At 53.6% G+C, this 24,283-nt stretch carries 20 protein-coding genes and 1 tRNA gene; 19 read left to right on the top strand and 2 right to left on the bottom strand.

The genetic code is table 11. The features are described 5' to 3' along the window. Positions 1-5: 5 nt before the first annotated feature. The 14 genes from FFA38_RS03100 (at position 6) to pyk (ending at position 15,881) form a co-directional block, all read left to right on the top strand. Positions 6-269: a phosphoribosyl-ATP diphosphatase gene (locus tag FFA38_RS03100; protein WP_138275347.1), complete on the top strand. Its 264-nt coding sequence runs from the start codon at positions 6-8 to the stop codon at positions 267-269. A 27-nt stretch (positions 270-296) separates the two neighbouring features. Next, the gene (hisG, locus tag FFA38_RS03095; protein WP_138315494.1) at positions 297-1,136 is read left to right on the top strand and encodes an ATP phosphoribosyltransferase; all 840 of its coding nucleotides are present in this window, start codon (positions 297-299) and stop codon (positions 1,134-1,136) included. Continuing rightward, positions 1,136-1,897, top strand: a complete 762-nt coding sequence (hisF, locus tag FFA38_RS03090; RefSeq protein WP_138315493.1) for an imidazole glycerol phosphate synthase subunit HisF — start codon at positions 1,136-1,138, stop codon at positions 1,895-1,897. Before hisG ends, hisF begins: the two co-directional genes overlap by 1 nt. A 2-nt stretch (positions 1,898-1,899) precedes the next feature. Next, complete coding sequence (gene hisI, locus FFA38_RS07015) at positions 1,900-2,253, top strand: phosphoribosyl-AMP cyclohydrolase (protein WP_138315492.1); 354 nt, start codon at positions 1,900-1,902, stop codon at positions 2,251-2,253. After that, entirely contained in the window at positions 2,250-3,767 is a 1,518-nt protein-coding gene (trpE, locus tag FFA38_RS03080) for an anthranilate synthase component I (protein ID WP_138315491.1), read from the top strand. Before hisI ends, trpE begins: the two co-directional genes overlap by 4 nt. After that, on the top strand, positions 3,764-4,318 hold the full coding sequence (locus FFA38_RS03075; RefSeq protein WP_172955991.1) for a Trp biosynthesis-associated membrane protein: 555 nt from the start codon (positions 3,764-3,766) through the stop codon (positions 4,316-4,318). The genes trpE and FFA38_RS03075 overlap by 4 nt, the downstream gene beginning before the upstream one ends. Positions 4,319-4,366: 48 nt before the next feature. Then, positions 4,367-4,594: a DUF6704 family protein gene (locus FFA38_RS03070; protein WP_138315490.1), complete on the top strand. Its 228-nt coding sequence runs from the start codon at positions 4,367-4,369 to the stop codon at positions 4,592-4,594. Beyond that, positions 4,594-5,373 carry an indole-3-glycerol phosphate synthase TrpC gene (gene trpC, locus FFA38_RS03065; RefSeq protein ID WP_138275340.1) on the top strand — a complete coding sequence of 260 codons (780 nt, stop codon included), beginning with the start codon at positions 4,594-4,596 and terminating at the stop codon, positions 5,371-5,373. The genes FFA38_RS03070 and trpC overlap by 1 nt, the downstream gene beginning before the upstream one ends. Before the next feature lie 10 nt (positions 5,374-5,383). Continuing rightward, positions 5,384-6,598 (top strand): tryptophan synthase subunit beta, encoded by a 1,215-nt coding sequence (trpB, locus tag FFA38_RS03060; RefSeq protein ID WP_138315489.1) that lies wholly within the window; start codon positions 5,384-5,386, stop codon positions 6,596-6,598. Beyond that, on the top strand, positions 6,591-7,376 hold the full coding sequence (trpA, locus tag FFA38_RS03055) for a tryptophan synthase subunit alpha (RefSeq protein ID WP_253786199.1): 786 nt from the start codon (positions 6,591-6,593) through the stop codon (positions 7,374-7,376). Before trpB ends, trpA begins: the two co-directional genes overlap by 8 nt. A 10-nt stretch (positions 7,377-7,386) precedes the next feature. Beyond that, positions 7,387-8,277, top strand: coding sequence for a prolipoprotein diacylglyceryl transferase (lgt, locus tag FFA38_RS03050; protein WP_138315487.1), 891 nt, complete (start codon positions 7,387-7,389; stop codon positions 8,275-8,277). A 122-nt stretch (positions 8,278-8,399) separates the two neighbouring features. After that, complete coding sequence (gene gltB, locus FFA38_RS03045) at positions 8,400-12,953, top strand: glutamate synthase large subunit (protein WP_138315486.1); 4,554 nt, start codon at positions 8,400-8,402, stop codon at positions 12,951-12,953. Then, a complete protein-coding gene (locus FFA38_RS03040; RefSeq protein ID WP_138275335.1) occupies positions 12,946-14,406 on the top strand; it encodes a glutamate synthase subunit beta in 1,461 nt (486 codons plus the stop codon). The genes gltB and FFA38_RS03040 overlap by 8 nt, the downstream gene beginning before the upstream one ends. A 29-nt stretch (positions 14,407-14,435) precedes the next feature. Next, a complete protein-coding gene (gene pyk, locus FFA38_RS03035; RefSeq protein WP_138315485.1) occupies positions 14,436-15,881 on the top strand; it encodes a pyruvate kinase in 1,446 nt (481 codons plus the stop codon). An 83-nt stretch (positions 15,882-15,964) separates the two neighbouring features. On the opposite strand, the gene FFA38_RS03030 is transcribed toward pyk, so the two are convergent. Then, positions 15,965-16,045, bottom strand: a tRNA-Leu gene (locus FFA38_RS03030). A 74-nt stretch (positions 16,046-16,119) separates the two neighbouring features. On the opposite strand from FFA38_RS03030, the gene FFA38_RS03025 reads away from it, so the two are divergent. Continuing rightward, positions 16,120-16,719, top strand: a complete 600-nt coding sequence (locus tag FFA38_RS03025) for an ANTAR domain-containing response regulator (protein ID WP_138275333.1) — start codon at positions 16,120-16,122, stop codon at positions 16,717-16,719. Here the strand turns inward: FFA38_RS03025 and FFA38_RS03020 are convergent. Then, positions 16,716-17,063, bottom strand: coding sequence for a PaaI family thioesterase (locus FFA38_RS03020; RefSeq protein WP_138276046.1), 348 nt, complete (start codon positions 17,061-17,063; stop codon positions 16,716-16,718). The genes FFA38_RS03025 and FFA38_RS03020 overlap by 4 nt on opposite strands. Before the next feature lie 126 nt (positions 17,064-17,189). On the opposite strand from FFA38_RS03020, the gene polA reads away from it, so the two are divergent. The 4 genes from polA to uvrB all read left to right on the top strand — a co-directional run bounded on the left by polA (position 17,190) and on the right by uvrB (position 24,258). Beyond that, positions 17,190-19,907: a DNA polymerase I gene (gene polA, locus FFA38_RS03015; protein ID WP_138315484.1), complete on the top strand. Its 2,718-nt coding sequence runs from the start codon at positions 17,190-17,192 to the stop codon at positions 19,905-19,907. Between the two features lie 132 nt (positions 19,908-20,039). After that, on the top strand, positions 20,040-21,497 hold the full coding sequence (gene rpsA, locus FFA38_RS03010; protein WP_138275331.1) for a 30S ribosomal protein S1: 1,458 nt from the start codon (positions 20,040-20,042) through the stop codon (positions 21,495-21,497). 63 nt (positions 21,498-21,560) lie between these two features. Next, positions 21,561-22,172 carry a dephospho-CoA kinase gene (gene coaE / locus FFA38_RS03005; protein ID WP_138315483.1) on the top strand — a complete coding sequence of 204 codons (612 nt, stop codon included), beginning with the start codon at positions 21,561-21,563 and terminating at the stop codon, positions 22,170-22,172. Positions 22,173-22,182: 10 nt separating this feature from the next. Further along, positions 22,183-24,258 (top strand): excinuclease ABC subunit UvrB, encoded by a 2,076-nt coding sequence (gene uvrB, locus FFA38_RS03000; RefSeq protein WP_138315482.1) that lies wholly within the window; start codon positions 22,183-22,185, stop codon positions 24,256-24,258. Positions 24,259-24,283 lie beyond the last annotated feature (25 nt).

Raw genomic sequence — 24,283 nt, 5'->3', positions numbered from 1 at the left:
GAGGCATGAAGTCCTTCGAACAACTTTTTGCTGAAATTGGTGACAAAGCCGCAGCGCGCCCATCCGGTTCTGAGACCGTAAAGTGGCTGGACGCTGGCGTACACACCATCGGAAAAAAGGTTGTTGAAGAAGCAGCCGAGGTCTGGATGGCTGCCGAATACGAGGGCAACGAGCGCACCGCTGAAGAGATCTCTCAACTCATCTACCATCTGCAGGTGTTGATGACTGCCAAGGGCATCACCATCCAGGACCTCGAAAAAAACTTTTAGTAATTCCCCAAGACCAGAGAGACTCAAGTGCTTAGAGTTGCCGTCCCAAATAAGGGCATCCTTTCCGAATCAGCCATTCTTATGCTCAAAGAAGCTGGCTACACAGTACGTCGTGACCCAAAAGACCTACACGTGGTCGACACTGCTCACGGCATTGAATTTTTCTACCTACGTCCCCGCGACATCGCAACCTATGTGGGTTCGGGTTCGCTTGATGTTGGGTTTACTGGGCTCGACCTACTCCTAGACAGCCGCTCGAAGGCAGAGTCTGTAGCTGACCTTGGCTTCGGCGGTTCTACTTTCCGCTTTGCCGGACCAGTTGGCCAGTTCAGCACCATTCAAGACCTAGCTGGCAAAAGGGTTGCTACCGCGTACCCTCACCTGGTCGAGGACTTCCTCAAAGAGCAGGGCGTTGAGGTGCAATTGGTTCAGCTAGATGGTGCCGTTGAGGTTGCAGTCCGTCTTGGCGTAGCCGATGCGGTTGCCGATGTGGTTTCGACTGGCAACACTTTGCGTCAGGCCGGCCTTGAAATTTTTGGCCCGGTCATTCTAGAGAGCTCAGCACACCTAATCGTGGCGCCTGGTCGTGCTTCAGAGCACCAGCAGCTTTTGCGCCGTATGCAGGGCGTCCTAGTAGCCCGTGAGTACGTGATCTTTGATTACGACTGCCCGACTGAATTGGTTGAAAAGGCATCGCAAATTACTCCGGGAATTGAATCTCCTACGGTTTCTCCGCTTCGCGACTCTGATTGGGTAGCCGTGCGGGCGCTGGTCAAGTCAACCGAGATTAACGCCAAGATGGATGAACTTTACGAACTCGGTGCTAGAGCTATTTTGGTTAGTGCCATTCACGCCGCGAGAATCTAATGTCGCTGTCAATCCGTGTAATTCCTTGCTTGGATGTTGCTGACGGGCGAGTTGTCAAAGGGATTAACTTTCTGAACCTCCGTGACGCTGGCGATCCGATCGAGTTGGCTGCCAGGTACTACGCAGACGGAGCAGACGAGCTGACGTTTCTTGACGTTCACGCCACTGTAGATAATCGCTCAACTATGTACGATTTGGTCACCAGTTGCGCCGAGCAGGTATTTATACCGCTAACTGTCGGCGGCGGTATTCGCCAAGTTGATGACGTTGCTCGACTGCTCGGTGCCGGTGCCGACAAGGTAAGTGTTGGCTCAGCGGGAATTAGTAATCCAGACTTGCTGAACCAAATCTCAAATCGATTCGGGAACCAGGTTTTGGTTATTTCGCTTGACCTAAAGCGCTCACCAACTACCGAATCGGGATTTGTGGTTACGACCCACGGGGGTCGTCAGGAAACCTCCCTCGATGCGCTGCAGTGGGTTCGAGAAGCAATTGATCGCGGAGCTGGCGAGCTGTTGGTGAACAGCATTGATGCTGATGGAACACGCGAGGGCTTTGATTCCGAAATGCTGGAAGCAATCCGAGCGATTTCCAATATCCCAGTCATCGCCAGCGGGGGAGCCGGCAAGGCCGAGGACTTTCCAGTAGCCGCAGCTGCTGGAGCAGACGCAATTTTGGCTGCATCAATTTTCCACGAGGGTTCGGTATCTATCAACGATGCCAAGCAAGCTCTAAAAGCCGCAGGATACGAGACGAGATAACAATGCCGGTAGATAAAACTGCAGTGGAGTCAATCGCTTATAACAGCGATGGCTTGGTTCCGGCCATCGTGCAGAGTTCGATTACTGGACGCGTGCTGATGCTTGCCTGGATGAACCACGAATCTCTCTTGCTGAGCCTTGAGAAGGGTGAGACTGTTTTCTGGTCTCGCTCGCGACAGGAACTTTGGCACAAGGGCGCAACCTCGGGAAATACCCAAGAAATTGTCTCGATTGAAGCTGACTGCGATGCTGATACGCTCCTGATCAAGGTTAAGGAGAATGGCCCGGCATGCCACACCGATTCAGAATCTTGCTTTGACGTTTCAACTCTTTACATCGAGCAGGAGGGCGAATGAACTCGCCACTGACCCTTGAAGAGCTAGAAGTATTAGCTCAAAAGCACCGAGTCATTCCAATTATCGAGAGCCTTCCGGTCGACGACGAGACTCCACTTTCAATATTTGAGAAGTTGGCTGCCGACAAAGAGGGCAGCTTCCTACTCGAGTCTGCTGAACAGGGTATCTGGTCGCGATTTAGCTTTATCGGTGTGAACAATCGGGGGAGCCTGGTCAAAAACTCTGACGGCGGAGTGCACTGGATCTCAGCTGATAACCAGAGACCCCTTCCAAACGCCAGTGACTCACTCCCTGAGACAGCTCTGGATGCACTTGAAAAACTTCAGGCTGCTTGGACATCCGAACCAATCGGTGACCTCCCGCCACTGACCTCAGGTCTAGTCGGCGTAATGGCTTGGGACCTAATTCGCGAAATCGAAAAACTCGCGCCGGCACCGCAAAAGGACTATCCAAGTCCGACATTGGCGATGGCCATGTTCCGCGACCTCGTAATCATTGATCACGACCAACTTTCAATTCAGTTGGTATCGAACATTTTTGTAACTGACCAGGCTGACTTAGCTCAACTTCACGGCGCTGCACTGGCCCACATCGGTGCAATGAAGGCTGACCTTGGCAAGACTGCCAGCCACTCTGAAACCCTGTTTGATCTTGAATCTAAAGACTCTGCCAAAGCACGAATTACCAAGCAGGAGTTTCTCAACGCGGTTGAGAAATCGAAGCATTATGTCCGCATCGGTGATGTCTTTCAGGTAGTTATTTCACAGAGATTCGACTACCCGTGCACCGCCTCACCGCTGGACGTTTATCGGGTACTGCGGGAGCTAAACCCAAGCCCGTACATGTACCTGCTCAACTTTGCTGACGAGGACGGACCCTATGCGGTCGTTGGTTCATCACCTGAGGCTTTGGTCAAAGTTCAGCATGGTCGGGCTATTACCCACCCAATTGCTGGTTCACGCCCTAGAGGCGAAACCGAGGGTGAAGATGTTTCACTCGAAGAGAGTTTGGTAGCCGACCACAAAGAGAAGGCCGAGCACCTGATGCTGGTTGACCTGGCCAGAAATGACCTCCTTAAGGTCTGCAAACCAGAATCAGTGACCGTGACCGAGTTCATGCAGGTACACCGATTCAGCCACATCATGCACTTGGTATCCACCGTTGAGGGCGAAGTTAGAGAAGGCCAATCCCCGGTGGATGTCTTCAGGGCAACTTTCCCGGCCGGAACTCTATCTGGGGCTCCTAAACCACGAGCGCTAGAAATTATCGATGAGTTGGAACACGGCAACCGCGGAATTTACGGTGGCGTTGTGGGGTACTTAGACTTCGCGGGTAACGCCGACCTAGCTATCGCCATTAGAACTGCGTTCCTGCGTGATGGAATGGCTCATGTTCAGGCGGGTGCCGGATTGGTTTTGGACTCGGTACCAGAAACCGAGTACCAAGAGACGATCAGCAAGGCGGGGGCACCCCTTCGCGCGGTAATCGCCGCCAACAGCATGGTGCAGCGTTGAAGCTCAGCAAGGGAAGAGCCTTTGGCCTCTGGGCTATTGGACTAGTTCTAACCGTGATCGCAGTGAATCAAGTCTGGTTCACCCTCGAGATGCAGCCCGAAGACACCACTGTGGTAATTCAGTCTTTCTCAGGTGCAAACACATACGGATACATCAGCCCAACCCTGCTTCTAATAGCCAGCCAAAGCGCCTTTTTCTTTTTTGTTGGTCCCCGCGCCCGATTCTGGATCGGCTCACTCAGTATTCTGACCACCCTTGGTTTTGCAGTTGCGCTATTGCTCGAAATTCTTCAGCAGAACATTTCTTCACTCGCGTCGGCCGTTGAGGCTGCCACGGGGATTGCGGCGCAGCATGGAATCAAGGGTGTCACTGTGGTCACCGAAATTGGTGGCTATCTGACCTTGGGAGCCTTGGCACTTACTTTGGTAATCCAATCTGTGACCCTCAGCGCATCTCGAATCTGGCCAAAGAAAGTTGCCAGGACAGAACGTAAAGCAGTTGCGATCCAAGAGCCAGAAGACACGATTTCACTCTGGGACTCGCAACGCTAGTCCAGCCATAGTTGTTAGAATTTTATTAGATTTTAGGAAAGGCACAAAATGTCAGACAACACTCACGAGCAGGGTCACGGCGATTCAGTAGCATCGTGGACCGCGGTAACCATCATCATGATCGCGTTCACAATCGGCACGTTCGCCTTCTGGTTTGACCAGCCTGCAATCGTGATTGCGTCTGGTGTGCTTGCTGTTGCTGGCATTCCAGTGGGCATGATTTTGAAAAAAATGGGCTACGGAGTCGGTGGCTCTAAGTCCAAGAGCAAACACTAGTGCTTGAGTCACTCTTCGCTGGCTCGCTAGAGGACTCGGAAAGACGGCGCGAGGCAGCCTCGTATTCGCAGGTTGAAGCCGCTGCACTCGGCAACCAGCCAGCTCTTGACGCCTTGGAGTTCTTGGCTCCATCAGATCAGATCAAGGTATTGGCTGAGGTCAAGCGGGCGTCGCCTTCACGCGGTCAAATGGCTGAAATTCCAGATCCAGCGAACCTCGCGGAAATCTACGCCACAAATGGTGCCAGCGCCATCAGTGTGCTTACCGAGGAACGTAAATTCAAGGGCTCACTCGATGATTTGCGTGCGGTCCGTTCGCGAGTGTCTGTTCCGCTTTTGCGCAAAGACTTCACTTCGAACGAGTATCAAATCCTGGAGGCACGAGCCGCCGGTGCAGACATAATTCTTCTAATCGTGGCGGGATTGGCCCAAAAAGACCTGGCCAGATTGCAAAAATTCACACTCGAACTAGGTATGACGCCATTTGTCGAAACTCACGACCGCGAAGAGCTAGAACGGGCTCTAGAACTTGATGCCAAGCTCGTCGGCGTAAATGCACGCGACCTATCCACCTTTGAAACCGACAGAAACCTATTCGGTTCGCTGGTCGAGCTGTTTCCGGCTGGTGTTATCAAGGTTGCCGAGTCTGCAGTAAGAAACGCTGATGACGTTGCTCACTATCGTTCGGCAGGAGCCGATGTTGTTTTGGTAGGCGAGGCACTAGTCACCAACGATCCAGCCAAAATGCTTCAATCATTCCTGCTCGCAGGCAAGTCGTAGGATAAGAGCCATGTCGCAACTTAGAGATCAGGTCGGCCCATACTTCGGAGAGTTCGGCGGGCGCTTTGTGCCCGAATCTCTCATCGCAGCCTTGGATGAGCTAGAAGCGACTTACCAGACGGCCAAAGCCGACCCAACTTTTGCTGCTGAGCTTGCTGAGTTGCACCGAACCTACACCGGCCGACCTTCGATCATTACCGAAGCAAAGCGCTTTGCTCAGCATGCCGAAGGTGACGTTCGAATCTTTCTGAAGCGTGAAGACCTAAACCACACTGGTTCACACAAAATCAACAACGTGCTGGGCCAGGCGCTGCTAACCAAGCGCATGGGCAAGACCCGAATTATTGCCGAGACCGGCGCTGGTCAGCACGGTGTAGCCAGTGCTACCGCTGCGGCACTGTTTGGACTCGAGTGTGTCGTGTACATGGGCGAGGTAGACACCGAGCGTCAGGCTTTGAACGTGGCCCGCATGGAGTTGCTCGGAGCTACCGTTGTTCCGGTTAAGACCGGCAGCCGCACGCTAAAAGACGCGATTAACGAGGCTCTTCGTGACTGGGTAGCCAACGTTGATAACACCCACTATTTGCTGGGAACTGTAGCCGGACCACACCCTTTCCCAACCATGGTGCGCGACTTTCACTCGGTAATTGGCAACGAGGCACGCCAGCAGATGCTCGACGAGTACGGCTTTTTGCCAACCGCCCTGGCGGCTTGCGTCGGTGGCGGTTCCAACGCGATTGGCCTGTTCCACGCGTTCTTGGACGACCCAGAGGTTGAAATGTTTGGCTTCGAGGCAGCTGGAGATGGCATGGATACACCTCGCCACGCGGCAACACTGAATTATGGACGCCCAGGGGTCCTTCACGGTGCACGCAGCTATATGCTCCAGGATGAGGATGGCCAAACCATGGAAAGCCACTCGATTTCTGCCGGACTTGATTATCCGGGCGTAGGTCCTGAACACGCTTGGCTAAAAGACTTGGGCCGCGCCCAGTACTGGGGAATCAGCGACCGTGAGGCGATGGATGCCCTGCGGCTACTGAGTCGCACCGAAGGAATCATTCCAGCAATTGAAACCTCACATGCCCTTGCCGGAGCACTAAAGTTGGGTGCCGTGTTACCTGCCGGTTCTTCCATTTTGGTCAACCTGAGTGGTCGCGGTGACAAAGACATGGTGACCGCTGCAAAGTACTTCGGTCTACTTGATGGAGATATCAATGTCTAAAACTGCCGATGTTCTTCGTGCCAATAAAGCAGCTGGTAAAGGCTCGCTGATTGGGTACTTTCCTGCGGGTTACCCAAACCTAGAAGACTCTATTGAAGCTTCAATCGCGATGTGCCAGAACGGCGTAGACGTCCTTGAGCTTGGAGTCCCATACAGTGACCCGGTTATGGATGGAATCGTAATTCAAGAGGCCACCATGGCGGCGCTTGAGGGTGGCTTCAAGCTGAAGCAGACATTTGATGCTGTCAAGGCAATTACCAGCGTGGTCGACACCCCAGTGTTGGTAATGACCTATTGGAACCCAGTTTTGAGCTACGGCGTTGAAAAATTTGCCCAGGACCTAGCTGAGGCTGGGGGAGCGGGACTGATTACTCCAGACCTGATTCCCGATGAAGCACGTGAGTGGCTCGAACAGTCAGACAAGTACTCGCTAGATCGAGTCTTTTTGGCGGCTCCAACCTCATCAGAGGATCGGATGAAGACCGCGTGCGATCTAAGTCGAGGGTTTGTTTATGCGGTTTCGACCATGGGCATTACCGGTGCTCGAACAGAAGTAGACGCCAACGCCAAGAAGGTTGTGGCAAACGTTCGAAAGGCCTCTGACACGCAAAACACAGCGGTTGGTATCGGAATCTCCACCGCCGACCAGGTTCTCGAAGTCAATCAATACTCTGAGGGAGCCATCGTTGGTTCTGCGTTCGTCCGTGCCTACCAGCAAGGTGGCATCCAAGCGCTTAAAGATAAAGTCCGCGAGCTTTCCGCGGGCCTAAAAAAGTAAAAGGTAATTCGTGATCAGTCTCCTAAACAGCATTCCAGCCCCAGTAATCAGCTACATCGAGCTGGGTCCATTCAAGATTCACTTTTACGCCCTATTTATTCTCACCGGCATAGCACTTGCCATTCTGATTGCAGACCGACGCCTCGTAAAGCGCGGTGCACCGAGCGGTACAGCCCTTGACATTGCCATTTGGACAGTTCCGATTGCAATCATTGCTGCTCGAATTTTTCACGTTGCCACCCACGCCAACGATTACTTCTATGAGGGCGCCGATCTACTCGCCGTGTTCCGCATTTGGGAGGGTGGCATTGCCATCTATGGCGGTCTGATTGGTGGTGCCGTTGGTGCCTGGATCGGTGCACGTCAGGCCGGAATCAAATTCTGGTCATTTGCCGATGCAGTGGCCCCCGGAATCATCTTGGCCCAGGCTATTGGACGCTGGGGCAATTACTTCAACCAGGAGCTTTTCGGAATTCCAACCGATTTGCCTTGGGGTCTTGAAATCGATGTGACCAACCCTGCCTACCCAATGGGCCTTCCGGCCGGTGAGCTCTTCCACCCAACTTTCCTCTATGAATCACTGTGGTCCCTGCTGGGCTTTGCAGTCCTGCTCATGCTGGACAAGCGCTTCACCCTCCGTTGGGGAAAGCTCTTCGCCATCTACCTGGTTATCTACTCGGTCGGCCGAGTCTGGGTTGAGTCAATTCGCATAGACCCAAGCGATGTCATTCTTGGCTTGCGCACCAACGTTTGGTCAGCAATCCTCGGAATCGTAGTTGGTCTGGTGATTTTCTACGTTCAATCACGTCGTCACCCAGGTTTGGAATTGACCGTACTCGATGATTCCAAGGGCAAAAAAGCGGCTCAAAAGCCTGCTGATGCGGTAGACTTTGAGGACTAAGCGCGCCGTATTCTGCGGCAACTGAAACCGCCAAAAGCGAGACGTTTCAAACAAATTTTGCAATAGCGTATTCACCTTCGGGCCAATGTTGTCCCTCTAATAATTAGTGATTGGAGTGTGGCATGCCTGAAATGTCGCCGTTCGAACGATTCAGTACTGCTCCGGCAGCAACTGGTCTATACGATCCAGCTTTTGACCGCGATGCCTGTGGCCTAGCCATGGTGGCAACTCTTCGCGGCACTCCTGGTCACGACATTGTCAAGACTGCCCTTACCGCCCTGACCAACCTTGAGCACCGAGGTGCTGTTGGTTCAGATGCGGGTACCGGAGATGGCGCCGGAATCCTGTCGCAAATCCCAGATGCATTCCTACGCGCGGTAGCCGGGTTTGAGCTTCCTGCTAGGGGCACTTACGGTGCCGGTTTGGTCTTTATCGAAGGGGGCAGCGAGCAGTCAGTTGAGGCAGGCTTTGCAAACATTGCCACCGAAGAGGGTCTGTCAGTAATCGGATGGCGCGAGGTTCCAACCAATCCAGCCGTTCTCGGTGATTTGGCTCGCGAGGCAATGCCTACCATTCGCCAGGTATTCGTGACTTCAACCGATGGCGCAACCGACATGGATCTAGAGCGTCGTTTGTTCCGCTTGCGCAAGCGTTCTGAGCGTCAACTGGGCGCTTACCACCCGTCGCTTTCGGCAAAAACCATCGTCTACAAGGGCATGGTCACGACTCTGCAGCTCGAGCCGTTCTACCCTGACCTGAGCGACGAACGCTTTGAGTCAACCCTGGCCTTGGTGCACTCACGCTTCTCTACCAACACCTTCCCGTCATGGCCTTTGGCTCACCCTTTCCGCATGATTGCGCACAACGGTGAGATCAACACCGTAAAGGGAAACCGCAACTGGATGCGCTCTCGCGAGGCACAGTTGGCCTCTGACCTAATCGGTGACATCGAGCCGCTGCGCCCAATCGTTACCCCAAGCGGCTCTGACTCAGCGTCATTCGATGAAGTTGTTGAACTTCTGTACATGTCTGGTCGCAGCCTGCCTCACGCCATGATGATGATGATCCCAGAAGCCTGGGAGAAGCAGTCCGACATCGAGCCAAACCGCAAGAACTTCTACGAGTACCACTCAATGCTCATGGAGCCGTGGGACGGCCCAGCAGCGGTGGTATTCACCGATGGCGCCCTAGTTGGTGCCACCCTTGACCGCAACGGACTTCGCCCTGGTCGCTACCTAATCACCGATGATGGCTTGGTTGTTCTTGCCTCTGAAATCGGTGTTGTTGACATTGACCCAAGCAAGGTCGTTCGCAAGGGGCGCCTACAGCCTGGCCGCATGTTCTTGGCTGACACCGTTAACGGTCGCTTGATTGATGACGACGAAATCAAGGCCGAAATCGCCTCGCTCGAACCATGGGGCGAATGGCTAGAAGAAAACCGCATCAAGCTTTCCGAGCTGCCTGAGCGTGAGCACATTGCCCACACGGTTTCATCGGTAAACCGCCGCCAGCGCACCTTCGGCTACACCGAAGAAGAACTTCGAATTCTGGTTGCGCCAATGGCCCGCACCGGTGCCGAGCCACTTGGTGCCATGGGTTCAGACACCCCGATTGCCGCTATTGCTGAGCGTCCGCGCGTATTGTTCGACTACTTTGTGCAGCAGTTTGCCCAGGTGACCAACCCGCCGCTGGACTCAATCCGTGAAGAAGTTGTTACCTCTCTAAGCACTGGAATTGGCCCAGAGCTGAACCTGCTATCAGCGACTCCAAAGCACGCTCAGCAAATCATTGTTGAGTTCCCAGTTTTGACCAACGACGAGCTGGCTAAGATTCAGCACATCGATGAACGACCTGGCGTAGGCAAGGCTTACACCGTTCGCGGCACCTACCGTGTTGCCGATGGTTCCGGTTCACTCGCTGCGCGAATCCGTGAAATCTGCGAAGAGGTTTCTGCGGCAATCACCGACGGCGCAACCTATCTTGTGCTGTCAGACCGCGACAGCAACCGCGAGATGGCACCGATTCCTTCATTGCTACTCACTTCGGCTGTACACCACTTCCTGATCCGCAAGGGTCAGCGACCTAAGGTCGGTTTGGTCGTTGAGGCCGGAGACGTCCGTGAAGTTCACCACGTGGCTGCCTTGATTGGTTACGGCGCTGCGGCGGTAAACCCTTACCTAGCTCTTGAGTCAGTTGAACTTATGGTCAAGAACGGTCAGCTTGCTGGTTTGACCATTGAGAAGGCTCAGTACAACCTGGTCAAGGCACTCGGCAAGGGTGTTCTGAAGATCATGTCCAAGATGGGCATCTCAACCGTTTCGTCCTACGCTGGCGCCCAGTGTTTTGAAGCCATCGGTCTTAGCCAAGAGTTCGTTGACGCATACTTCACCGGAACCGTAAGCCAGCTTGGCGGTATCGACATCGATGTTATTGCTGATGAAAACAGCAAACGTCACGCGAGCGCCTACCCACTCGACGAGGCTGTAAACCCTCACGTGGCTCTAGAAACCGGCGGCGAGTACCAGTGGCGTCGCGAAGGCCCACCGCACCTTTTCAACCCTGAAACTGTTTTCAAACTTCAGCACTCAACCAGAAACAAGCGTTACGACATTTTCCGCGAGTACACCAAGGCGGTAGATGACCAGGCCGAGGGGCTTATGACTCTACGCGGCTTGTTTACCCTGCGCGAGGGCGTTCGCCCATCAGTGAACATCGACGAGGTTGAGCCAGTCTCAGCAATCGTCAAGCGTTTCTCTACTGGAGCGATGTCTTACGGCTCGATTTCACCTGAGGCACACGAGACTCTTGCGATTGCCATGAACCAGCTGGGTGCAAAGTCAAACACTGGTGAGGGTGGCGAGGACGTGGAGCGTCTTCTTGACCCAACTCGCCGTTCAGCAATTAAGCAGGTTGCTTCTGGGCGCTTCGGTGTGACCAGCATGTACCTGACCCACGCTGATGACATTCAGATCAAGATGGCTCAGGGAGCTAAGCCAGGTGAGGGTGGTCAGCTGCCACCAAACAAGGTTTACCCTTGGATCGCAAAGACCCGTCACTCAACACCGGGTGTCGGTCTAATTTCGCCACCGCCGCACCACGACATTTACTCAATTGAAGACCTAAAGCAGTTGATCTTCGACGTGAAGCGCGCCAACCGCGAGGCTCGAGTACACGTCAAGTTGGTATCTCAGGTCGGTATCGGAACCGTTGCTGCCGGTGTTGCAAAGGCAAAGGCAGACGTAATTTTGGTTTCGGGTCACGACGGTGGTACCGGCGCCAGCCCGATGAACTCTCTCAAGCACGCCGGAACCCCTTGGGAACTTGGTCTTGCTGAGGCGCAGCAAACCCTGCTGGTCAACGGCCTTCGCGACCGCGTGTCTGTGCAGGTAGATGGCCAGATGAAGACCGGTCGAGACGTGATCATCGCAGCATTGCTAGGTGCTGAGGAGTTTGGTTTTGCTACCGCTCCGCTAGTGGTTGAAGGCTGTATTTTGATGCGCGTATGCCACCTAGACACTTGCCCAGTTGGTGTTGCAACTCAAAACCCAACCCTACGTTCACGCTTCACTGGTAAGCCTGAGTTCGTCGTCAACTTCTTTGAGTTCTTGGCTCAAGAGGTCCGTGAGTACCTCGCTGCGCTTGGATTCAAGTCGCTTGACGAAGCAATCGGTCACAGCGAGCTCATCGACGTCAACCGTGCGATTGATCACTGGAAGGCTGACGGACTGGACCTAACTCCAATCCTGGCTACACCATCTCTTCCTGAAGGTGCTTCACTGCGTCGCATTACTGTTCAGGACCACGAGCTAGAAAAGCACTTCGACCACAAACTGATCGCAGCATCTGCCGCGGCTCTTGAAAACGCTCAGCCCGTCAAGATCGAATTGGACATCACCAACGTTGATCAGGCTGTTGGAACCATGCTTGGCAATGAGCTAACCAAACGCTACGCAGCGGACGGGCTTCCAGCTGGAACAATCGACGTTCGTCTAAAGGGTTCAGCCGGTCAGTCGTTCGGTGCTTTCGTACCGAAGGGCATCAAGCTAACCCTTGAGGGTGACTCAAACGACTACGTAGGTAAGGGCCTTTCGGGCGGAACCATCGTGGTTCACCCAAGCAAGTCGAGCCTTTTTGCTGCCGACCAGAACATCATCGCCGGCAACGTAATCGGCTATGGAGCAACCAGTGGCCAGATGTACCTGAACGGTATTGTCGGTGAGCGCTTCTTGGTTCGTAACTCTGGCGTGACTGCTGTGGCTGAAGGCTGTGGTGACCACGCACTTGAGTACATGACCGGTGGTGTTGCAGTAATCCTGGGTAAGACCGGCCGTAACCTCGGTGCCGGAATGTCCGGTGGTGTTGCCTACGTATACAAGCTCCGCGGCGACCACGTCAACCACGATGCCCTCGCTGCTGGCGAACTAACTCTTGAGCCGTTGGCGGCAGAGGACAAGGCCAAGCTGAAGTCAGTTCTTGAGCAGCACCTAGCTGAAACCGGTTCGCAGGTTGCCAAGGGAATCCTTGACAACTTCGACGGCGAGTCTGAGCACTTCACTCGTGTATTGCCTCGTGACTACGCAAACGTTCTATCAATTCGTGCCAAGGCAACCGCAAATGGCATTGACCCAGACAGCGAATCTGTTTGGAAAGATATCTTGGAGGTCACCAATGGCTGATCCACGCGGATTCCTAAAGACAACTGAGCGAGAGACCGCTACTCGCCGCCCAGTTGCTGTGCGCATCATGGACTGGAAAGAAGTCTATGAAAAGCGCGATTCTGCTGTTGTTGCACGTCAGGCCAGCCGTTGTATGGACTGCGGTGTGCCGTTCTGTCACCAGGGATGCCCGCTCGGCAACCTGATTCCAGAGTGGAATGACCTTACCTGGCGCGAAGATGGCAAGAGCGCCATTGAACGCCTCCACGCGACCAACAACTTTCCTGAGTTCACCGGTCGCCTGTGCCCAGCTCCTTGCGAGAGTGCCTGTGTTCTAGGTATTAACCAGCCTGCCGTGACGATCAAAGAGATTGAAGTTTCAATCATCGACCAGGCCTTCGAGCAGGGCTGGGTTGCTCCACACGCTCCTGAACGACTAACCGGAAAGACCGTTGCGGTCATCGGTTCTGGTCCAGCTGGTCTGGCCGCTGCCCAGCAGTTGACCCGCGCTGGCCACACCGTGGCAGTTTATGAGCGCGATGACCGTATCGGTGGTCTACTTCGCTACGGAATCCCTGATTTCAAAATGGAGAAGCACCACATCGATCGTCGTGTTGCACAGATGGAAGCTGAGGGTACTCGTTTCCGCACCGGCGTAAATATCGGTACCGACATCACTTGGGAAGACCTACGCTCACGTTACGACGCTGTTTTGGTTGCCACCGGAGCTTCAAAGCCACGTGATTTGAACATCCCAGGTCGCGAACTTGATGGGGTGCACTTTGCCATGGAGTACCTCGTGCAGGCCAATAAGGTAGTGGCTGGTGACACTGTAGATAACCAAATTCTGGCCGGTCACAAGAACGTTGTAATCCTTGGTGGTGGAGACACCGGTGCGGACTGCCTAGGCACTGCAACCCGCCAGGGAGCAATTTCGGTCACCACTTTGGCGATTGGCAAGCAGCCTCCGGTTGAACGCCCATCGAACCAGCCTTGGCCAATGATGCCAACTCTGTTCGAAATGGCATCGGCCCACGAAGAGAATGGCGAGCGAACCTACTTGGCTTCAACCGTAGAGTTCGTTGGCGAGAACGGTAAAGTTACCGGTGTCAAGGTCGCCGAGACCGAATTCGTAGATGGCAAACGTCTTCCGAAGGCAGGTACCGAAAGAATCATTCCTGCCGACCTAGTATTGCTTGCGCTTGGTTTCACGGGCGTTGAAGGCGACGACCTTCAGGAGCAGTCCTCAATCGAGCTTGACGCTCGCGGAAACGTTGCGCGCGCTGGAAACTGGGCTACAAACGCTGACGATGTGTTTGTTGCTGGAGATGCCGGCCGAGGTCAGAGCCTAATCGTTTGGGCCATCGCTGAAGGCCGCGCTGCAGCAGCCTCAATCGACGCCTACCTTGTCGGTCGAACCGAGCTACCAAGCCCGGTAAAGCCTACCGACCGCCCACTTTCAATCACTTACTAAGTTCAATCAAAAAACAAGAAAAGGTACCCATGAGACGCGCAAAAATTGTTGCCACCCTCGGTCCAGCAACCTCTACCTATGAGTCAATTCGCGCAATCATCGAAGCGGGTGTCGACGTTGCCCGCATGAACCTAAGCCACGGTAGCTACGACGTTCACGAAGAGATTTACCGCACCGTTCGCAAGGCCGCTGCCGACCTAGACAAGCCAGTCGGTGTCTTTGTTGACCTTCAGGGACCAAAAATCCGTTTGGCCCGCTTTGTTGACGGCCCACACATGCTTGAAAAGGGTGACGTATTCAAGATCACCATCAACGAGGTTGAGGGCACCAAAGAAATTTGTGGCACAACCTTCAAGGGCCTGTGCGGTGACGTAAAGCCTGGAGATTTGCTACTTATTGACGACGGTAAAGTCACCTTGCGTGCCATCGAAGTTACCGAAGACACAGTTACCACCGTGGTAGACGTTCCTGGTTACGTATCAAACAACAAGGGCATCAACCTGCCAGGTGTTGCGGTCAACGTTCCAGCACTCTCAGACAAAGATGAAGAGGACCTTCGCTGGGCAATTCGTCTTGGCGTCGACATGATCGCCCTTTCATTCGTTCGTAATGCAACCGACATTGTTCGCGTTCACGAGATCATGACCGAGGAAGGCAAGTTCTTGCCGGTCATCGCGAAGATTGAAAAGCCACAGGCTGTAGACGCACTCGAAGAAATCATCGATGCATTCGACGGCATCATGGTTGCCCGTGGTGACCTTGGTGTTGAGCTTCCATTCGAAGACGTTCCTCTAGTTCAGAAGCGTGCTGTTGAGCTTGCACGCCGCTGGGCAAAGCCGGTAATCGTTGCTACCCAGATGCTAGAGACAATGATTGACAACTCGCGCCCAACCCGCGCCGAGGCCTCTGACGTTGCCAACGCAATTCTTGACGGTGCAGACGCAGTGATGCTTTCTGGCGAGACCTCAGTGGGTAAGTGGCCAGTCGAGACTGTACAGGCTATGGCTCGCATCATCGAGTCAACCGAAGCAAACGGTCTAGACCGCATTCCAGCACTGGGTACCCGCCCACACACTCACTCTGGAGCTGTATCACTAGCCGCGGTTGAAATCGCCGAGCTTTTGGGCTCAAAGTATGTTTGCGTTTTTACCGAGTCTGGTGACTCACTCCGCCGCGTATCACGCTTGCGCTCATCTGTTCCTACCATCGCGTTCACACCAAGTGAGACCGTTCGTAACCGCATGTCATTGGTTTGGGGTGCACACACCTACCTTGTTGCACCGGTAAAGCACACCGATGAAATGATGCATCAGGTCGACGAAATCGTAATTGCTGAAAAGCTAGCCAAGGTCGGCGAAGAAGTCGTGGTTGTAGCTGGAACCCCACCGGGCATCCCTGGCTCAACCAACTCGCTTCGCGTTCACCGCGTGGGCGATGCCGTAAATGGCGCCGCACCTGGTTACCAGAGCAAATAGGGTTACCAGAGCAAATAGGGTTACCAGAGTAAATAGTCAAAAAGAAATCCCTCAGGAAATTTCCTGAGGGATTTCTTTTTTTGTGCCGAAGGCGGGACTTGAACCCGCACTCCTTTCGGAAAAGCATTTTGAGTGCTCCGCGTCTGCCATTTCGCCACTTCGGCCGGCAACAAAAGAAAATACTACCTGAAGAAACTCGAGTTCATGAAACTGAGCGTTTTGAAATAGGGTAGAGGCCATGACAGACGCAGCAAAGAAGCGCACAGTAATCGTTGCCGAAGACGAATCTCTGATTCGTATGGACATCGTTGAAACCCTGAAAGAACACGGATTCGACGTACTAGCCGAAGCAGGCGATGGCGAGCAGGCCGTGGCCCTGGTTCGCGAACACAAGCCTGATCTTCTGGTTATGGACATCAAGATGCCGAACATGGATGGCATTACTGCGGCTGAGCAGCTTGCTGATGCCAAAGTTCCAATTGTTCTGCTCACTGCGTTCAGTCAAAAAGAATTAGTTGATCGGGCCAGCGAAGCTGGTGCAATGGCTTACGTGGTGAAACCGTTCACACCTAATGACCTGTTGCCAGCAATCGAAATTGCTCTAAGTCGCCACGCTCAAATCACCGCACTCGAGTGTGAGATTTCAGACCTCAATGAACGTTTTGAAACTCGCAAATTGGTTGACCGAGCCAAGGGTCTTCTGAACGAGAAGATGGGCTTGTCCGAACCGGATGCATTCCGTTGGATTCAAAAGGCTTCTATGGACCGTCGTTTGACCATGCAGGAAGTTGCTACCACTGTTATCGAGCAGCTGGGCACACCTAAAACTGGAGCCTAGTTTTTCTCTTTCAAGAAATTAGTAATTCGCACGGTTGAGAGCCTTCGGCCCTGCTCATCTGAAATAACAATCTCATGTGTGGCAAGGGTTTTGCCAAGACTTAGTGCGGTGCAAACAGCGATAACTTTGCCAGTGGTTGCCGGCCGACTGTGACTGGCGTTTACCTCAATACCCATGGCAACTTTGTCTGGGTGCGCCCAAACGTTTGCAGCAAAGCTCCCTAAGCTCTCACCCAGCACTACGTGAGCGCCTCCGTGGAGCACGCCTAGAGGCTGTGTGTTGCCTTCAACCGGCATAGTTGCAACTGCCCGCTCGGCGGAAAGTTCCAGTAGTTCAATTCCCATTTTTTCGGCTAGCGCGCCCAGACCACGCAACTGTAGTAACTCCTGTGCGGCCTGGCTGTACTTTTCTGATTCCGAAGACACCGATTGCTCCTTGGCTGAAGGTTTAGGCAAAGTAGGCTTGCCTCTATGAACGCTAATCCAAAGCCTACCCTCCTGCTAATCGACGGGCATTCACTGGCATTTCGTGCTTTTTACGCACTAAGCCCAGATAGCTTCAAGACTTCGGATGGGCAGCACACCAACGCTGTTCACGGCTTTATTTCGATGCTGCTAAACATTCTGCAGGCAGAGAAACCTACCCACTTGGCTGTTGCGTTCGACCTTTCCCGAAGCTCATTCCGCACCGAGGAGTATCCCGAGTACAAGGGCACCCGCGGAGAAACCCCGCCGGAGTTTGTCGGGCAAACCGAGCTGCTTCAAGAAGCGCTGGCCGCGATGAACATCCGGACCATTACTCGTCCGAATTTCGAGGCTGACGACATCATCGCTAGTCTCGCCGATCAAAGTGCCGATAAGGGCTTCGATGTTTACGTGGTTTCTGGTGACCGCGACACTTTCCAACTAATCAGCGAACGCACCACAATTTTGTATCCGGTAAAGGGTGTGCTGAATCTGGCCAGAATGGACGACGCTGCGGTTCTGGAGAAGTACGGAATTCATGCCAAGCAATACCCAGATCTAGCAGCACTCGTTGGCGAGACCTCCGATAACCTGCCGGGCATTCCGGGCGTAGGCCCAAAGACCGCGGCCAAGTGGCTGCAGCAACACGGAGACCTCAAGGGTGTCCTGGCCGCTGCTGAGCAAATTACTGGAAAGGTTGGCGAGAGCCTCCGAGAACACCGTGAACTTGCGGTCCGCAATCGCCGCTTGAACCATCTGGTCCGCGACCTTGACTTTGACTTCACCCAGGATGACCTGAGCCTTGGAGCAGTAGACGAGGAACAGGTTCGCGCAGTATTTGCCAAACTGCAGTTCAAGTCACTCACTGAGCGAGTTCTCAAACTCCGTGGAGCCAATGGTTCACAGACCAGCAACGGCTCGAAATCCGAGGCAACCGGAACATCGTCTGCAGTAAGCGCCTTCAACGAGGCTTTTGCTACCCCAACAGCTGTTTTCGATGAGGTATCAGTGCCGGAGGTTTCAGTGGTTGGCTCTGATGAGCTGACTGCTTGGCTAAAAGAGCAGCACGGCACTATCGGGGTGGCCTTTGAATTTGCCAACGATGCCGTGAGCAATATTGGTTTTGCAACCGAGGCGCTCAGAAAACTATGGGCCCCAACCAGCTCTGAAGAGTTGCAGAACGTGCTCGGCGGTTGGCTTGCCGACCCAACCGTGGCCAAGGCGCTGCACGGCGCTAAGGATGTCAATAAACGCCTGCTGGATCTTGGCCTGACTGCGAGCAGCGTGGACTACGACCCGCTCCTGATGGCATATCTGCTGAACCCGGTAGGTAAGAATTTCAGTCTTGACGAACTGGCTCTTGAGCATCTGGGAATGGTGGTTAAGCGCTCAGACCCAAATCAGTTGATCGCCGACGAAGCCACCGATGTATCCCTCGATGCATTTTTGACTAGCCTGCTGAGCCCAAAACTGTTCAAACTGCTCGAGGAGCAGAATCAGCTCAGGGTATATGCCAAGGTTGAGCTACCTACGGTTCGGTCGCTGGCCCAAATGGAACACCTGGGTGTTGCGGTAGATCAGGCCAAACTGCAGGCTCTGTTTGAAAGACTTTCCGCAGAGGTGGCCGAGATTGCAAAGCAGGCCTACGCCATTATCGGGCGGGAGGTTAACCTTGCCTCGCCCAAGCAGTTGCAGACAATCTTGTTTGATGAACTGGGAATGACCGGCACCAAGCAGGTCAAAACTGGATTCTCGACAAACGCAGCCGCACTAAACGAATTGTTTGAACAGACCCAACACCCGTTTCTCGAGCGATTGCTTGAACACCGCGAAGTCACCAAGATCCGTCAAATTGTAGAAACCATGCTGAAGGCAATCGGGGCAGACGGCCGCATTCACACAAATTATGTTCAGACCGGCACCTCGACCGGTCGTCTTTCCTCAGAAAACCCTAATCTCCAGAACATACCGATTAAGAGTGAGCGCGGGCGCGAGATTCGCGATGCCTTTGTGGTTGGTGCGGGTTTTGAGACCCTTTTGACTGCTGACTACTCGCAGATCGAAATGCGCATCATGGCACACCTGTCAGAGGATGAGGGCATTATCGAAGCCTTCAAAACTGGTGAGGACCTTCACCGATTTGTCGGTGCTCGCATTTTCGGCGTTGCGCCAAGCGAGGTTACCTCGGCGATGCGCTCAAAGGTAAAGGCTATGAGCTACGGTTTGGTCTACGGACTCAGCGAGTACGGACTGGCTAAGCAGTTGCGCATTCCAAACGCCGAGGCCAAGCAATTGATGGCCGATTACTTTGCCCGATTCGGGGGAGTGCGGCGGTACCTAGCTTCTGTGGTTGATGAAGCAAAAACCCTCGGATACACGGCGACCACCTTTGGCCGTCGTCGCCCTTTCGAAGACCTAAACAGCAAGCTCTTCCAGGTACGTGAAAACGCACGACGAGCCGCCCTGAACGCACCGATCCAGGGAACCGCGGCAGACATCATGAAGCTGGCCATGAACCAGATCTCTGAGTCTCTGGCGACCGACGGCTTTGCGAGCCGCATGCTTTTGCAAGTGCATGACGAATTGGTCTTTGAAGTGGCAACCGGAGAGCTAGAAAGACTCAAGGCCATGGTTACAGACAAAATGGCTAATGTTGTCGAACTTTCGGTGCCGCTAGAAGTTCAAATTGGTATCGGAAAGAGCTGGGATCAAGCTGGCCACTAGCCTTCAGAAACGCTAGGATTAGAAGGTGTGTATTTTCCTACGCACTAAATCCATTGTCGGATCAGACTCCTTGGAAAAGCCAAGGATGTTCTGACGCGACCAGAGAATTGCCCGTTAAGAGTAAAAATAAATATGACCACCAAATCAACCAAGCAGATCGCTGTAAACGACATCGGTTCTGCAGAAGACTTCCTTGCAGCTGTAGAAGCAACTCTGAAGTTCTTCAACGACGGCGACCTAATCACCGGAACCGTTGTAAAGATCGACCGCGACGAAGTTCTACTTGACGTCGGTTACAAGACTGAAGGTGTAATCCCTTCTCGTGAACTTTCAATCCGCCACGATGCAGATCCATCAGAGATCGTTAGCGTTGGCGATGCAGTAGAGGCACTTGTTCTTCAGAAGGAAGACAAGGAAGGCCGTCTAATCCTTTCAAAGAAGCGTGCACAGTACGAGCGCGCATGGGGCGACGTCGAGAAGATCAAAGAAGCAGACGGCACCGTCAATGGTGTGGTTATCGAAGTTGTTAAGGGTGGTCTGATCGTAGACATCGGCCTTCGTGGCTTCTTGCCTGCATCGCTCATCGAGCTTCGCCGCGTTCGCGACCTAGGCCCATACCTAGGCCAGAAGGTTGAAGCCAAGATTCTTGAGCTAGACAAGAACCGCAACAACGTTGTTCTTTCACGTCGCGCTCTGCTTGAAGAGTCACAGTCTGCTTCACGCAGCACCTTCCTAGCTGACCTCGCTAAGGGCCAGATCCGTACCGGTGTTGTTTCATCGATCGTAAACTTCGGTGCATTCATTGACCTTGGTGGCGTAGACGGTCTAGTCCACGTATCTGAGCTTTCATGGAAGCACATTGAACACGCTTCAGAGGTCGTTGAGATCGGTCAGGAAGTTACTGTTGAGGTTCTAGAGGTAGACCAGGAGCGCGAGCGCGTGTCACTATCGCTAAAGGCTACCCAGGAAGACCCATGGCAGGTATTCGCTCGCACCCACGCAATCGGACAGTACGCTCCAGGTAAGGTAACCAAGCTGGTTCCTTTCGGTGCATTCGTTCGCGTTGCAGACGGTATCGAGGGTCTTGTTCACATCTCAGAGCTTTCTTCAAAGCACATCGAGCTAGCCGAGCAGGTTGTTTCAGTGAACCAGGACGTATTCGTCAAGGTCATCGACATCGACCTAGACCGCCGCCGCATCTCGCTATCACTAAAGCAGGCTAACGAAGAGGTAGACCCAGAGGGCACCGACTTCAACCCAGCGCTTTACGGTATGGCTGCAGACTACGACGAGAACGGTACCTACAAGTACCCAGAGGGCTTCGACGCAACCACCAACGAGTGGAAGCCAGGCTTCGAGGAAGCTCGCACCAAGTGGGAGAAGGAATACGCTGAGGCTCACGCCCGTTGGGAAGAGCACAAGAAGCAGGTTGCAGCCGCAAACGAGGCAGCAGCTAAGCTTCCTGAGGCTCCAGAGGCATCAGCAGCAGCATCTTCAAGCAGCTACTCAAGCGAGTCATCAGAGTCAGGCACCCTGGCATCAGATGAGTCACTTGCAGCTCTTCGCGACAAGCTAAAGAGCGCAGAGTAACAACTGCTCTAAAAATGGAGGTCGGCCGAATGGCCGGCCTCCATTTTTGTTTAGGCTAGAGTCATGTACTTAGTTGGCCTAACCGGGGGAATAGCGGCCGGAAAATCAACGGTTGCTGATTTCTGGACTCGACAGGGCGCGATCGAAGTTGATGCCGACGCTCTTGCTCGCGAGGCAGTAGCACCGGGAACGCCCGGGGCGGCAAAGATACTCGACGTTTTCGGCAGCTCGGTCTTCAACTCTGACGGAACGCTAAATCGCTCGACGCTGGGTGAACTTGTGTTCAACGACCGAGAAAAGCGTGAACAGTTGGAGGCGATTGTGCATCCGATCGTTAAGACTCTGGCCAAGGAGCGCGTAGCTGCATTTCCAGAGGACTCAATCGTTGTCTACAACGTGCCGCTATTAGTAGAAGCCTCGGTTGACCTACCGTTTGACCTTGTTGTGACCGTTGAAGCCCCGATTGAGAAACAACTCGATCGGCTAGTCAAGATTCGTGGCCTTAGTCAGCAGGAGGCTGCCGCACGCATCGCCTCTCAAGCCAGCCCAGCGCAACGAGCCAATGTTGCTGACGTGATTTTGAACTCAAACCAAGATCTCATTTTGCTCCTCAAGGATGCCGAGCTGCTATGGCACCGAATCGAACGGGAAGCCTCAGCCAAGTTTTCTGCTTGAGCATATCGACATGGAAGCAACCAGATCTTTTGCACCTTTCCAGGTGATTAGCGAGTACACACCCTCGGGCGACCAGCCAACCGCAATTGCTGACCTTGCCGCTCGGATAAATGCCGGCGAGAAGGACGTTGTACTGCTCGGTGCTACCGGAACTGGTAAATCCGCCACTACCGCCTGGCTTATTGAAGCCGTGCAGCGGCCAACCTTGGTCTTGGCTCACAACAAGACCTTGGCCGCTCAGCTGGTCAATGAATTCCGTGAATTGTTGCCAAATAATGCCGTTGAGTACTTCGTAAGTTACTACGACTACTACCAGCCAGAAGCCTATGTGGCTCAGACCGATACATTCATTGAAAAGGACTCCTCAATCAACGAGGAAGTTGAGCGCCTTCGCTACTCGGCAACCACAAGTTTGTTGAGTCGCCGCGATGTAGTTGTAGTGAGCACTGTTTCTTGCATTTATGGCCTCGGTGCTCCTGAGGAGTATCTAAATTCTCGGGTTTCACTTCAGGTTGGGCAACAAATTGACCGAGATGACCTAATCCGCAAATTCGTTTCTATGCAGTACGCCCGTAACGACATCGATTTTTCACGCGGAAACTTCCGGGTCAAGGGTGACACCATCGAAATCATCCCGGTGAACGAGGAGATGGCAATTCGCATCGAATTCTTCGGTGACGAAATTGAGGCTCTCTACTCGCTGTTTCCGCTTACAGGCGAGATTGCGAAAACAGAATCGGCTGTTTCGATTTTCCCAGCCTCCCTCTACATGGCTGGGCCAGACCGCATGGGTAAAGCCATCGAGGGTATCGAAGAAGAGTTAGTTTGGCGCGTCAAAGAGCTAGAGAGCCAGGGCAAGCTACTCGAAGCTCAGCGCTTGAAAATGAGAACCACGTTTGACTTAGAAATGATCAACGAACTTGGATTCTGCTCGGGCATCGAGAACTACTCTCGGCACATCGACGGGCGAGAGCCAGGCTCGGCACCTAGTTGCCTCTTGGATTACTTCCCAGAAGACTTCCTTACCGTCATCGACGAGTCGCACGTGACGGTGCCGCAGATCGGTGCCATGTATGAGGGTGACTCAAGCCGCAAGCGAAACCTAGTCGAGTATGGTTTTCGCCTGCCCTCGGCACTTGACAATCGACCGCTAAAATTTAGCGAATTTCAGGAGCGAGTGGGCCAGACGGTCTACCTATCCGCCACCCCAGGCAAGTACGAAATGAACCTCGGGGCCGGGATCGTCGAACAAATTATTCGCCCAACCGGTCTGATTGATCCAGAAATTGTGATCAAGCCGAGCAAGGGTCAAATCGATGATCTGCTCGAAGAGATTCGTATACGTGCGGCCAAAGACGAGCGAGTCTTGGTGACTACTCTCACCAAGAAGATGGCAGAAGAACTTACCGATTTCTTGACCGAGGCTGGAGTCAGGGTTCGCTACCTACACTCCGATGTCGACACCCTGCGCCGAGTGGAATTGCTTCGCGAACTACGCAGTGGTGTCTTCGACGTCCTGATCGGAATTAACCTGCTCAGGGAAGGCTTGGACTTACCCGAAGTTTCACTGGTCAGCATTTTGGACGCAGATAAAGAGGGCTTCCTTCGGTCGACGACGTCGCTCATTCAGACCATTGGACGTGCTGCACGAAACATCAACGGCCAAGTGCATATGTATGCCGACAACCTCACCGATTCAATGGCGCGGGCGATCGAAGAGACCAATCGAAGGCGAGCCAAGCAGGTTGCCTACAACAAGGCTCACGGCGTGGACCCGCAACCACTGCGGAAGAAAATTGCTGACATCACCGATCAGATTTTGCGCGAAGAGCAGGACACTGCCGAACTGCTCGAGAAGGCCAGCAAGAAGAAGACCCGTGACGGTAAATCGGTGATTCCGGTTAAATCACGCAAGGGCATCGCGTCCATGGCCCAGGAAGAAATACTCTCAATCATCGTGGACCTCGATGCGCAGATGAAAGAAGCCGCCGTCGAACTCAAATTTGAACTAGCTGCTCGCCTTCGAGATGAAATATCTGAACTCAAACATGAGCTTCGGCAAATGGAAAAAGCTGGACACGTTTAGACGTGCCAGAACTACAGCAAGGTTA

It is taken from the genome of Rhodoluna limnophila (assembly GCF_005845365.1).
GTDB lineage: Bacteria > Actinomycetota > Actinomycetes > Actinomycetales > Microbacteriaceae > Rhodoluna > Rhodoluna limnophila.
The sequence above is the reverse complement of the archived record's forward strand: the minus strand, read 5'-3'. Positions and strand labels throughout refer to the sequence as shown.

Coding starts and splice junctions, on each gene's coding strand:
- FFA38_RS03100 (WP_138275347.1), top strand. CDS start 6: ATGAAGTCCTTCGAACAACTTTTTGCTGAAATTGGTGACAAAGCCGCA.
- hisF (WP_138315493.1), top strand. CDS start 1,136: ATGTCGCTGTCAATCCGTGTAATTCCTTGCTTGGATGTTGCTGACGGG.
- hisI (WP_138315492.1), top strand. CDS start 1,900: ATGCCGGTAGATAAAACTGCAGTGGAGTCAATCGCTTATAACAGCGAT.
- trpE (WP_138315491.1), top strand. CDS start 2,250: ATGAACTCGCCACTGACCCTTGAAGAGCTAGAAGTATTAGCTCAAAAG.
- FFA38_RS03070 (WP_138315490.1), top strand. CDS start 4,367: ATGTCAGACAACACTCACGAGCAGGGTCACGGCGATTCAGTAGCATCG.
- trpB (WP_138315489.1), top strand. CDS start 5,384: ATGTCGCAACTTAGAGATCAGGTCGGCCCATACTTCGGAGAGTTCGGC.
- trpA (WP_253786199.1), top strand. CDS start 6,591: ATGTCTAAAACTGCCGATGTTCTTCGTGCCAATAAAGCAGCTGGTAAA.
- gltB (WP_138315486.1), top strand. CDS start 8,400: ATGCCTGAAATGTCGCCGTTCGAACGATTCAGTACTGCTCCGGCAGCA.
- FFA38_RS03040 (WP_138275335.1), top strand. CDS start 12,946: ATGGCTGATCCACGCGGATTCCTAAAGACAACTGAGCGAGAGACCGCT.
- pyk (WP_138315485.1), top strand. CDS start 14,436: ATGAGACGCGCAAAAATTGTTGCCACCCTCGGTCCAGCAACCTCTACC.
- FFA38_RS03025 (WP_138275333.1), top strand. CDS start 16,120: ATGACAGACGCAGCAAAGAAGCGCACAGTAATCGTTGCCGAAGACGAA.
- FFA38_RS03020 (WP_138276046.1), bottom strand. CDS start 17,063: ATGGGAATTGAACTACTGGAACTTTCCGCCGAGCGGGCAGTTGCAACT.
- polA (WP_138315484.1), top strand. CDS start 17,190: ATGAACGCTAATCCAAAGCCTACCCTCCTGCTAATCGACGGGCATTCA.
- rpsA (WP_138275331.1), top strand. CDS start 20,040: ATGACCACCAAATCAACCAAGCAGATCGCTGTAAACGACATCGGTTCT.
- coaE (WP_138315483.1), top strand. CDS start 21,561: ATGTACTTAGTTGGCCTAACCGGGGGAATAGCGGCCGGAAAATCAACG.
- uvrB (WP_138315482.1), top strand. CDS start 22,183: ATGGAAGCAACCAGATCTTTTGCACCTTTCCAGGTGATTAGCGAGTAC.